Below are 13,475 nucleotides of genomic sequence, written 5' to 3'. Positions count from 1 at the left end.
TTTAAGGTCTTACTGTAATAAAGAAACCTAGTGAGCCGGTGTGGTTACTGATGTTATTGGTTTGCAGGTTAACAGTACCATTGGCGTATCCCTGTAAAGTGAAACCGAAATTCCCTCCCCCCATCATCGTCACTGCGTTGACTACAGGACTGGCAGAGTTGATATCAATGATCTGAACAACGGGTACGACTAAATCGTCGGGCCCGTTATTCCATAATGCATTTTTATCGATCAGGGCAATGTTCAGGAAGGCCTGGCTTCCCAGTTCGGCATAACTTGTTTTGAATTTGATATAATCCAAAGTCACGCCTACCGGAACAGTGATCGTCACGGTATTGCCAGCCAATGTTGCCGTAACGCCCGGACCACTTGCCCTGATAAAATATTTTTTACTGCTCAGGAAATAAGTAACCAGAGCACTTCCTCCGCCACCTGCAACCGGAGTTACCCAGTTTGCCTTTTTTCCATCCGCACTTACGGTTAATACTTTGTTGGCATCAGTCGCCTCAACGATGTCTGTGATTTTATCCAGCTTTGCTTTATCGATCGCCGGCATTAATCCCGCCGCAGCATTGGTTGCACCTGAAACGGTTGCGGAAGTTCCGGTACTGGAAGTCATCGTTCCGTCCGTTGGTCCAGTGCTAAAGCCCAGGTTGGTCGCTCCGCCACCACCCCCTGCTACAGGGGGTGTCCATACCGCAGCTGTTCCGCCGCTGTTTACGGTAAGTACTTTATTTGCATCTCCCGGAGCTGTAATTACCGGGATTTTATCCAGCTTCAGCTTATCGGCAGGCAACATCAAACTCGCATTTGTAGTAGATCCCGCAGGGATTGTTGCATCTGTACCTGTGCTGCTTCCTATGATGCCATTTGTAGCACTGGCGGTATAGGCCAGGTCTGTTTTGGTCGAAAGAATTCCTGTACCATCTATGGCCAGACCAGCACCTACTTTAACGCCACCCAACGTAGCCGCTGCCGCTGTTGGCAAAGTGTAAGCCGCACCTCCGCTACCATTGGCAGCTTTGGTTACCCTTCCCTGAGCATCTACACTGATATTTGCGGAAGTGAAATCTCCCGGTGTTCCTACAAACGCATTTGGAAGTGAAATCGTTGGATTTCCGGCAACACCGTCCGGGTTTGTTAAAGTTAATCCTGCTCCTGTTGCGATGGCACGCGTTACCGCAGAACCCAATCCAGTTCTCACGACAATTCCTGTGGTACTTAGACCAGCAACAGCCGTCAGGTTATCTGATTTATCTTGTTTAGTGGCATCGGCAGTTACCGGAAGGACAATATCCGCAGATCCGTCGAAAGTAACCCCGTTGATTTTCCGACCCGGACTCAATTTTGAAGCAGAAGTTGCCGTCGTTGCCGTAGTCGCATTTCCCGTTAAATTGGCCGTAATAGTACCCGCTATGAAATTACCTGAAGCATCTCTTTTCACAATTGTGTTTGCCGTATTTGCACTGGTCGCTGCTGTTACCGCAGTAATTCCTGTGCTGATATTTGCCGCGGACGTACCGCCTACAGAAACCACTGTCGGCGCATCTGCAGTACCACCTAATTCATTGGTTAACCTCAGGATTCCTTTTGTTGCTGCTGTAGCCGGAACCACTGTGGATCCAACAACTACCCCATCCACATAATCCTTAATCGCTTTTACAGATGGATACTTATCCACTGATGCCCCATCTGCAGTGACATTTGTACTTTTATTTGATTTATCTTCTTTTCCGCTTAGTGCCGTTGCTGTTGCCGTACTCACCGGCTTATTGGCATCACTGGTATTTTCAACATTGTTCAGACCAAGATCAGCTTTGGCAATGGTTACTGCACCGATCTGTCCGTTAACAGATTGTACCAATGAAGTAGATGGGGTAAGAATTTCTACCCAGTTTGCCAGTACACCAGATGGCAAAGTTCTCAATACATAACTCTTACTCTGATCGGTTCTGATGACCGTACTTCCGACCACCGCAGCAGATAAAGCAAGCATCTTAGCCTGAGTATCTACCACATCTACTGAAGAGAAAGACAAAGCAGGAATCTGACCAACCGGAATTTTACCAGATCCGTCGAGTGTAGCCACTCCATTTACAGCTGCTTTTTCGGTCAGGTTGATTTTGGCATCCAACGCTGTTTTCACTGCATTGCTTACCGGCTTATCTGCATCTTTAGTGTTGTCTACATTTCCAAGACCCAGGTTTTGCTTGGCATCGGCAGGTGTCATTGCTCCGGTACCTCCGTTAGCAATCCCAACTGTTCCCGTCACATTAGCCGCATTACCAGGAATGTTACCCGTTACTTTAGTCCCACTAACCGATAGTATTTTGGGATCTGTTACATTCTCGTCTTTGATCTTCGCAGTGATTACGGCATCAGTTGCAATCCTTGGTAAGGAAGCCACATTAGTTAAATCACCCGCCAGCTGAATTTTACCGAGGATAGTCGTCGTTGCATCGGGAACACCTCCTGCACCAATTACAGCATCGTTTACTTTTGTATCCACATAAGTCTTGATGGCCAATACAGAAGGATATTTATCTCCTGAAGCGCCATCAGCGACAACATTTGTACTTTTATTTGATTTGTCTTCTTTTAATCCCAATGCCAGTTCAGTTGCTTTACTCACCGGTTTATCTAAATCGGGTGTATTCTCAACTTTATCCAGACCCAGGTTTACTTTAGCTCCTGCCGGATCACTTGCCCCTGTACCTCCATTTACGATACCTACAATTCCGGTTACATTCGCTGCATTTCCAGGAATATTGCCGGTAACTTTAGTTCCGCTTACATTGACAATTTTGCCATCAGTTACGCTTCCGTCTTTTATTTTCCCGGCAGTGATCGCATCGTTTGCAACAAGAGGTTTATCGGCAGTTCCGGTTAAATCACCAGCCAGCTGAACTTTACCTTTTTCCAATGTTGTGGCATCTACCACATTTGCTGAGCCGGCAGCAGACAATACGCCGTTTCCATCGATGCTTAAGTTTGCACCAATCTTAACACCACCTAATCCTGCAGCTGAAGCGACAGGCAGTGTATAATTCGTTAATCCATCCAGTTTAGCTTTATCCGCAGGGTCCATCAAACCTGGTTTTCCTCCAACACCGCCAGTTGCAACCGGAACGTTGGCCGATAAAGTTCCACCAGTTAGCGCAATTCCTTCACCGATTGTGATCGATTCAGGGCTCCCCGCTCCTGCAGTACCTCTTCCGATCAAAGATCCCGAAGCGAGATCAGCCATTTTCGCGAACGTAACGGCCTTATTGTTTAAGCCTAAATCGGTTGCATTCCCATCACCGGTTAACGTGGCATCATGCTTAACTGCTGTCATCCCACCACCTGCTGATGCAGTAATTTTGGATTGTAATTCTTCCAAAGCAGCTTGTACGTTGGTTGAACTTAGAACTCCTTTTGGCGTTACCGGAACAGTGACCGCAATTTGATCACCTGTATTGGTATTGCTGGTGTTATTGATTAATGTTAATTGTGCATCCGTTACGTATTTTTTATCCGCTGATTCTTTGATGTCAGCGGTAGTGGCATCTTCCCCTTTTGTGACAAGCCCTTTCGTATCGTAAGTTATCTTGGTATGGGTTCCTCCTGTGATGGCTGCGTTTGCATCTATTTTTCCAAGTAAGGCTGCTTTGGTGGCATCACTCAATGGCTTTTCAGCATCACTGGTATTGTCGACCTTGCCCAGTCCTAAATTAGCTTTAGCTCCTGCAGCGGTAGTTGCTCCGGTTCCTCCATTCACAACTGCAACCACTCCCGTTACGTTTGTTGCGGTCCCGTCGATATTTCCTTTTGCCACTCCTGTAATGATCGGGTCTTTAATCGTTGGCCCGTTATCTAATACAATCGAGCCGCTTCCGGTTGTACTTGCTGCCGTAATTGCTCCGGCTTTTCCTTCCAGAATCCCATTAACAGATGTTCCCAGGGTAATGGAAGGTGTAGAATTTGGATTGGTTACCGAACCGGTGAATCCCTGAGCAGAAACAACTTCTACTGAAGTTACTGTTCCTCCGCCAGGTCCGCCGCCTGTACCATTTGAGGCAGCTATAATTCTACCTTTAGCATCTACAGTAATGTTCGCAGCAGTATAGCTCCCTGGAGTTACGGCAGTATTGGACAGCTTTAAGGGTAAGGTGGTTGTGCCTTCTCCTTCTAAAGTATTGTCGTGAATCACGATGCCATTTCCTCCGGAACCGTTCCCACCGCCCAATATGCCACGAAGATCAACATGACTTTGTCTTGGGCCGGAGATGGAAAGCACCGTTCCGGCAAGACTTAATGATTGATTAAGATCCGCAAGACTTACAGAATTGCTTCCTTTTATAGATAGATTATAACTATTATCGAAACTAAGCATCGGCAATTGTCCACCTCCGGCAATTAGTCTGTCATCCAGATATTTTTTTGTTACCGCATCATTGTTATTTGTAGGCGCGCCAAGGTTGGTCAGCTTAAAACCTCCCATAGGAACGTTCTTTACAGGAGCTCCAAATCCACTTAAAGGGATTTTAACTTTATTCAGATCCACATTCTCAATAGAACCGTCGGCAATCTTTGCTGAAGTAACCGCATTGTCTGCAAGGTCTAATGTCAGGTCTGTTAATACCGCATCTTTTCCATTCCCAATGGTAATTGTCCCTGAAGAGGTAACACTTTTTCCCACTCCTGGTAAAGAATTCCCCGGAGTTCCCGGCTCACCTTTATCTCCTTTGGGCCCCGTATCTCCTTTTAAGCCATTATCTCCTTTTAAACCCTGATCACCCTTTAAACCTGGTTCGCCTCTTAATCCGGCATCTCCTCTTAGCCCCGGATCACCTTTTTCTCCTTTCGGACCGACCAGTAATATTCCATTTGCAGGCCAGCTACCCGAGGTTTTTGGACCATACAGGCTATTATTACCAAGGTTCAGGTAAAAATCACCATTGATTCCGACTGCCGCTGAAGGACTGGAATTCCCACTGAGAATGGTATTTCCATTGGTTCCGTTTCCTCCTGACCCCAGTTCCGCATTGTTTACCAAACGTTGCCATTGCCCGTTGTTGTAGAAATAGAAACCGGGGGAATTGTTTGTTTGATAAATTAATAATCCATTGGCAGGGTTATTGATACCATCACGTTGTATAAGTGACAACCTTGGGATAAGTAAACCTTTGGAAGTGGAAAGAATTTCCAGCTGTGCACTCGCATCCGGAGCGTTGGTACCTATTCCTACCTGAGCTTTTGCACCGAATGCAAATAGCAACCCAATAAGCATGATGTATTGCTTAACTGTTTTATTCATGAGATTACTGTATTGATGATTGGATCTTGATAATATCGTTTTAGCCCAAACAGAAAAAAATCAAACAGACAGATCAACCCAAAAAATAAGAGTTTTCCGTTTATTTCTTTTCCGTTACAGACGGATTTCTATAATTAAATAAGTACTAATTAGTCGTGTTTGAACATATTTAACCACTTTGGTGGTCTAATTAGCTTCGGACTAATACTGTTTTTGTAGCGCTGTCGATGGTTTTTCTTTTCTGGAAACATATTATTGGAACAATCATAAACAATTGAGCATTTGCTTTTTTTAGGCGCATAGGTAAGCCAGTCTGTACAAAAAATTATCAATTTGGGGGCAAAGCTAACATACATAACTGTAATATTATTGTACGAATAGTAAAATAAATACGCATACAGGCAACTTTTTGACATAATCACCTGTAAATCAGAAGATTTAATTTTAAATTATTTAAAGAAAACCAGTAAAGTTATTGAACTAAAAAGAACAAAAACAGCAGGGAAAAATGAAAATATTGACTTTCAATTATTAATCTCCCTTCAGATGGCAGTACGCCAACTACAGACTGAACAGCCTGATATTAAGATGAATAAGAAACACCATTTCCCGGCTTTTGCACCGGAAAATAGTGTTTGTTATTATTCGCATCCATTTTTTAATGCGATTTCCCCTTCGGGCTTAAAAATTAGTGTTAAAAACCATCTCCTGTACTTTTGAGAATGATTCATGGCCATATGAGCTGCCATAAAGAATGCAGTCAGTCCTCTTTTTAAATTCATAATTTTAGGTTAACACTCCATCCAAGAGTCAAAAAGGCCTAAAAAAGAATTAGCGCTCCCAGTACAGGAGCGCCATTCTAACCTACTAACTAACAATTCTATTTTTTTTAATACCCCGTATTATTGGGATTCAGCTTGCTATTCTTATCTACCGCCGCCTGTGGAACCGGTAACTTCATGAGCTTATTGCTCCAGATTCTTTTTTGAACCGAAGAGTTTTTTAGGTCCACCAAATCCTTCATCATTGACGAAGCGATTCCCCAACGTCTGATGTCAAAATAACGGTGCCCTTCTCCAGCCAGCTCAATCCTTCTTTCCTGCTGAATCAGTAAGCGGACTTTTTCCTGATTGTTATAAACAACACGGTCTATAACCGGCATGCCCACCCTTGTTCTGATCTCATCTAAAGCATCATAAACTTCAGTACCTGGCCCACTCAATTCATTTTGCGCTTCTGCCTGAGTCAGCAAGACCTCTGCATAGCGGATCAAAATGGTATTATTAAAAGCTTTATACTCTCTTTGCTCATTGGGATCTACGAGTTTACGGAATCCATAACCTGTTTTGGAAGCACTTTCGTTTACCCCCCAATCATAACTATAGCCATTTACAAGGAGGTTCCATGGATTGCCATCAAATTCAATGGAAGCATAAAATCTGGGATCCCTGTTTTTATACTCGTCCATATACTTCGGATCTTTAGCATTATACAAGGCTGCGCGGGTTGCCACTGCCACCGGCACATGAGGCTGGCCGTTGCTCATCCAATAATCGTCTACCAAAGGCTGTGTTGGACTGATCGATGCCCAGCCTCCAACCTGTGCAGGCAACAATAGGGTATTTAAACCATGTGTATCTTTTTCCGGCGTATACTCACGCTCCAGAATCACTTCCGAATTGCCTTCATTCTCGGTATAAAACAACTTCTCATAACTACGCAAACCCAGTCTGAATTTTTTCTCCGCTGCTGCATCTGCAAAATCCACCCATTTGCTATAGTCATCTTTTAAATCCTGAGCATTAGTTTCTGCTGTTACCTTAAACAAACTATAACCCAATGTTTTCACTGCTTTCGCTGTAGCTACAGCCTCGGCCCATTGCTTATAATATAAATGCGCTCTTGCTTTGAGGGCCAGGGCAGCACCTTTGGTTACCCTCCCCTTTTCCGCTTTTTTGCCACCTGCATAAGAAACAGGTAATACCGCGGCCGCATCCGTCAGTTCCTTAAGCACAAAGCTCAATACTTCTGCCTCTTTTGTTCTTGGCAGCTCCTCTCCAAAAGCCAAAGACTTTGTAACTAAAGGAACATCACCGACCAATAAGATCATGTTCAAATACTGATAAGCCCTTAGAAACCGTACTTCTGCCTTGTAACGCTCCAACAGGATTTTATCCTCCGGGGTTTTATCAATATTTTCCAGCAAATAGTTAAACCTCCTGATTGCTTTGTAGCTGGCTTCCCAACCAAAATCCACAGTCAGGTTTACATCACCAGAACTCACTACCGTAGCAATGCTTTCCCATGGATATTGCGCATAGGCATTATCCGCATAAGCGTCATAATAGGATTGATAAGCATCACCGGGAAGGTTTTGATAACAGCCGTTCACAGCGAGAAACGCATCATTGCTTGTTTTCCAAAAAGTTTCACTGGAAACGCTGTCTTGTGGGATTTTATTCAGCAGGTCTTTTTTACAAGCTGACAATACTGAGGCGAACAACCCAAGGTATAAGATATATTTAAATTTTTTCATCAGAGTATTTTCTAAATTAAATGAAGTGCGAACCATTAAAAACGAACACTTAAACCCACTACATAAGATTTCAATCCCGGATAAGAAGACCTTGCTGAAGGTACTTCCGGATCAAAATCTTTAAGACGTTTGTCTGCTCTTACCGTAAAAGGATTCGTAGCGCTCAGGTAAACTCTTAATCCTCCAAGATGCATTTTTGAAATCATCGGAGCATTGAAAGTATAACCCAGTGACATTGACTTGATTCTTAAATAAGCTGCATTAAATAACCAGAAATCAGAGAAAACGGTATTTTGGGTATTGTTTTCCGATTTCAGTAACCTTGGATATGCCGCATTTGGATCCGGATTCGCCATTGTCCAGCGCTGCTCATGAATAGGTTTCACTCCTGAACCATTAAAAAAGGCCATAGAAGCTTCTTCGCCTAAATAAACTTTAACATTTGTCACTCCTTGTGCCAGCATTGAAAAATCAAAACCTTTATAGGCCATATTCATGTTAAAACCATAGGTGAAAAATGGTTGATCATTTCCTACGATTGTTCGGTCATTTGCATCAATTTTATTGTCGCCATTCAGATCGGCAAATTTAATGTCCCCACCTTTTGAGGCGGAATTGATTTTTGGCGAAGCTGCCGCTTCGGCATCACTGGCAAACAAACCTTGTGATTTATACATATAGAAGGATCCCAATGGCTCACCTACTTTAAAAATGTACTTGTCGTTAATGTTTCCATCGGCACTGGATAGGGAAGTAATTTTGTTCCATACTTTAGCCATATTTGCTCCAATACCGTAAGTAAAGCCACCAATATTGTTCTTATAACCCAGTTGTAATTCCAATCCTTTATTCTGAACTGAACCTGCATTTTGTGCTGGTGCATCCAAACCATATTCCAAAGCACTTTGTAAAGAAAGTAAGATGTCATTGGTATTTCTCAGGTAATAGTCGGCCGTTAGGTTCACCTTTCCATTGAACATAGTTAAGTCCATTCCAAGGTTAGAAACCGTAGTCTTTTCCCAGCTTACCTTTGAATTTGAACCTTTCTCCTGCCATACCCCATTCTGCGTCTGATCTGCAAAAGAATAAGCAAACTTAGACACCAGCAGATCCAGGTAATCGTAGTTCCCCACATTGTCCTGATTCCCGAGTTTACCCCACGAGGCACGTATTTTCAGGTCGTCAATCCATTTGATCTGTTTCATAAATTCTTCCTGACTGATTCTCCATCCGGCAGAAAAACCAGGGAAAACAGCCAACCTGTTGGCAGGTCCAAATCTGGAAGATTTATCAAACCTGATGTTTGCTTCCAATAGATACCTGTCGTTATAGGAATAGTTCATTCTTCCGAAAAAGGACTGAATGGCCCATTCTCCCAGATTTCCTGAATTGGTATTGAAATTTGGGTTATTGGCACCCGCATCGATCACTCCAAGATCATTGTTCGGAAAATCTTTACGTCCTGCCCGGATAAATCTGGACTGAAATGCTTCATAAGAGGCACCCCCTAATATTTTGCCATAATGTTTTCCCATCGTTTTCTCATACTCAGCAGTTCCCTGCAAAAGCATCCTGTTGTTCCGGTCCCAACGTTCGTCCAGTGCGTTTGGCGTAACTGCAGTACTGGCTACCGGCTGTTTGGTTAAAAAATTAATGATCGGCGCCAGCTCATTTGTAAAAGCCGAACCCGTTTTATTGTAGGCATTGTAAGAAGCTGTTCCACGCAAGGTCAATCCTTCTATCAGGGTCAGGTCTGCATTTACAGCGGTATTGATTCTTTGTTCTTTTGAACGGCTCCATCCTCCTTCTTCCAGCGTCCGAACAGTATTTCCAGTCACCAAAGGATCGAACACTCCACCACTCAAGCTCCCCCAGGTTCCATCAGTATGGCGAATGGGAATGGTAGGTACATTTCTGTTTAAAGTAGTGAATGAATAATCACCCCCATCCATTTGATATATCTCCTGGGTGAAGGAACTCGTTGTACTGAGATTCAGTCTTTTATTTACCGCTGCATTGGTATTTAACCGGAAGGAATAACGGTCCATATCTTTTCCTTTTTTCAGGGATTCCTGATTCATGTAACCAAAACCGGAATAGAATTTAATTTTGTCCCCTCCGCTCACACTGATCTGATGATCCTGTAATGGGGCAGTCTTTAATAATGACGCTTTATACCAGTCCGTATTCGGGTACTTGTCCGGATCTTCTCCAGTGTCAAATTTCCGGATCTCTTCCTCTGTAAAACGAACTGGTCTGCCTGCATTTGTTAAAGCCTCATTTAACAGACGTGCGTATTGTGGAGATCCCAGGTATTTAGGGATATTGGTTGGCGCTTGATTTCCATAATAGCCATTGTATTCAATATTCATCTTCCCGTCTTTCCCTTTTTTTGTTGTGACCAGGACGACTCCGTTTGCGGCACGGTTACCGTAGATGGAAGCAGATGCTGCATCTTTAAGTACGGAAATACTTTCCACATCATTAGGATTGATGCGGGCAAAATCTGCCGGACTTGCAGGAATCCCATCCACCACAATCAATGGTTCTTTAGATACCGCGGCCTGACCTGCAAGCGTGATCTGGTTACTTCCCCTCAGGGATAAACTACCGATATCGCCACCAGCACCGCCTTCTCCGGTAGTGGTATTAAAACTACCCACATCACCCGTCCTTGACTTCACAGTTAAACCCGGGGTTATTCCCTGTAGCGCATTTTGCATGGAAGTGACCGGCCTGTTGGTAATCTGTGCAGAGCTGATGCTGGCTACCGATCCGGTCAGGTTTACCTTTTTCTGAGTTCCATAGCCGACAACCACTACTTCATTCAAGCCATTATCGGCCTGAACCAGGTAGATGTCCAATTGTGTTTTGTTGCCAACTTCTACCTGCTGAGTATTGTAGCCTACATAGTTAACGATCAATGTCGCTGAAGCTGAAGATCCGATATCTAGAGTGAAATTTCCTTTATTATCCGATTGCACGCCCTTCTTGCTCCCTTTGAGCATGATGGAAACTCCAGGCAGAGGGGAATTATCTGCTTTATCCAATGTTTTCCCTGAGATGATTTTTACCTGAGCTTGTGCGTAGCCACAGGTTAAAAAAACAAATAATAATAGTAAATGTAAACGAATCATACTTGGTTGGTTTAGTTTAGGTTATTGCTTATAAAATGTTGAGGAGGGATGGTCAACTAAAGTTAAAACCATTGGCTGTACCGAACTCTACATCGATTGTCTAATGGTGACACTATATTGTCATGATTATTGACATTTACAGCTTTTGTAAGCAATCTTGCATAAGAAGCCTGTTCCGGGAGGGGAAATATGGGGGGATGCCCGATGGTGACGGAACAGGCATTTAAAAGAAAAGACCTAAGCCTTTCTGACTTAGGTCTTTTTCAAAACTAACAAGGTCGATTTCCTTTTATTTTTTAGCTTTTTTTATTTTCGGAAAGGATTCCGTTGAGCCTTTTCTCTGGCCATTAAAGAACAAAGCATAGCGAATCACCTGGTCTTTTTGCAAAGTCACAGGTTCCTTATAAAGAGGGGAAGTAGCCGATACCTCTCCACCATCCAGCGTAAACCTGATCGTTCCGTTTTTTGTAGGGTCCGTCAATACAACTGTAGAAGTGATGCCTGAAGTACGTACCAGGGCTAACTTTGGCACCGGAACCCGGAACTGAATTCCTTGTTTATCGTAACGCTGATATTGATCCACCAGCCTGTTGTTAAAATGCTCAAAATTCCTGGATGCTTTAGGCGACCAGTCTATTTCCGATAATGCAGCAATCCTTGGGAAGACCATATATTGAAAATAATCTTCCGTTCCGATGAACTCCGTCCATAAATTTGCCTGAGCACCAAGAATATGTTTCGCTTCTTTTTCATTCAATGCCGGATGTACCGGTTCAAACGCATACACACTATCCAGGGGCACCCAATAACCAATTGCCATAGGCTCAATTTTTGAATCTGCCTGATAACCGTCAAAGTAAAGGTGAGAATACGGAGACATGATAGCATCATGACCGCTCTTTGCAGCTTTCAATCCGCTTTCCACGCCCAACCAGGAATGAACCGTTGCATTTTCTGCTAATCCACCCTGCATGATCTCTTCCCAGCCGATAATTTTCTTTCCTTTTTTATTGATGAATTTCTCCATCCTGCTGATGAACCAGCTTTGCAGTGCCGCCTCATCTGTTAATCCTTCTGTTTTCATTCTGGCCTGACACTTTGGACAGGTCTTCCAGGCATCATGCGGTGCTTCATCTCCACCAATGTGGATGTATTTAGAAGGGAATAAGGGCATAATCTCAGACAGCACATCTTCCAGAAACGTAAAGACCTGCTCATTGCCGGCACAGTACAAATCTTTGGAGACGCCCCAAACTTTTCTTACTTCAAAAGGTTTCCCGTTTTCAAAACTTACCGCACCACAGGCCAGGTAAGGATAAGCCGTAATTGCGGCTACGGAATGCCCGGGCATTTCTATTTCGGGAATCACTTCCACATATCTTGAACTTGCATAAGCTACAATTTCCTTCACTTGCTCCTGAGTATAATAACCACCATACCTGATGGTATCTACGTCTTTTTTACGGTCAGGACCAATCTGCGTTCCGTTTCTATAAGCTGCAACTTCCTGTAATCTTGGATATTTTTTGATCTCTATCCTCCAGCCCTGATCTTCGGTCAGGTGCCAGTGAAACTTATTCAGCTTATGTTTGGCCAGCTGATCAATAAACTTTTTGATGAAGGGCACCGAGAACATATGGCGACAATTATCGAACATCATTCCTCTCCAGCTAAAACGGGGCTCATCTTCGATGGCCACAGCAGGAATGCTTTTTGATCCTTTCAATGGAATCAATTGCTGAAGCGTCTGGATGCCATAAAACAGGCCGTTTTCTGTACTCGCTTTGAGGCTGATTTTTGTTGGGCTTACCTCCAGGTTATAACCCTCTTTGGCGATCACTGTTGGATCAATCTGCAAGCTGATCGTCCTTGCTCCTTTTTGCATCCACTTTCCGGTGCGCAAGCCTGCTTTCAGGCCACTTGTTTCCTGGATCGCAGATTGCAGGTAGCTGGCCAGCTCTTTTAATTCCGGCTTCGGATAATTGATGTATACATTTTTATCCAATAAAAAACTCCCTTTTCTTTCTTCCATTTTTACAGGTAAGGGAATCAGGGAGATCTTGGATTGTGCGGACAATCTGATGCTGCAAATCAGAAGAAATGCAAAAATAAAGAATCTGTTCATGCGGTTTATTTAGGTTAAATTTAGTGTGTTATCACTGGCCTCTAAGATAACCATTTGACCTAAGATTCCAAATCAAGGTTTAGTATTACTAAACAACTTTCCAAGCCCAGCTGCCCATTTATTCTCGACTACTATTCCTGATCAGAAATAAATAGAAAAAAGATAAATAAATAAATACTACAAAAAAACCGCAGGACTTTTAGAATCCTGCGGTTTTATACAAATGGTCTTTTGCTTATGCTTTTGGCCAGTCGTTGATATGTTCTGCATTACCGATCTTCAATTTACGCGCCGATATTACAAAACTCAATGTCATTGGTGTATTGTCGTTAACGGCAATACCTTCATTGTACTGGATGATATAGCTGTCTTCGAAAG

5 protein-coding genes are annotated in these 13,475 nt (G+C 43.4%); all 5 read right to left on the bottom strand.

The window, feature by feature from the left end; genetic code table 11:
* Position 1: 1 nt before the first annotated feature.
* A complete protein-coding gene (locus BLQ87_RS00025; RefSeq protein WP_074603876.1) occupies positions 2 to 5,299 on the bottom strand; it encodes a collagen-like protein in 5,298 nt (1,765 codons plus the stop codon).
* A gap of 889 nt (positions 5,300 to 6,188) precedes the next feature.
* A complete protein-coding gene (locus tag BLQ87_RS00020) occupies positions 6,189 to 7,835 on the bottom strand; it encodes a RagB/SusD family nutrient uptake outer membrane protein (protein ID WP_074604869.1) in 1,647 nt (548 codons plus the stop codon).
* A gap of 35 nt (positions 7,836 to 7,870) precedes the next feature.
* Positions 7,871 to 10,972 (bottom strand): SusC/RagA family TonB-linked outer membrane protein, encoded by a 3,102-nt coding sequence (locus BLQ87_RS00015; RefSeq protein ID WP_083361615.1) that lies wholly within the window; start codon positions 10,970 to 10,972, stop codon positions 7,871 to 7,873.
* Positions 10,973 to 11,261: 289 nt separating this feature from the next.
* Positions 11,262 to 13,097, bottom strand: a complete 1,836-nt coding sequence (locus BLQ87_RS00010) for a beta-N-acetylhexosaminidase (RefSeq protein ID WP_074603875.1) — start codon at positions 13,095 to 13,097, stop codon at positions 11,262 to 11,264.
* Between the two features lie 235 nt (positions 13,098 to 13,332).
* Positions 13,333 to 13,475, bottom strand: a 143-nt coding sequence (gene tssD, locus BLQ87_RS34125; RefSeq protein ID WP_317048264.1) for a type VI secretion system tube protein TssD, incomplete at its 5' end; no start/stop codon positions are given.

It is taken from the genome of Pedobacter steynii (genome assembly GCF_900103665.1).
Lineage (GTDB): Bacteria > Bacteroidota > Bacteroidia > Sphingobacteriales > Sphingobacteriaceae > Pedobacter > Pedobacter steynii.
This window is presented reverse-complemented; position numbering and strand designations above follow the sequence as displayed.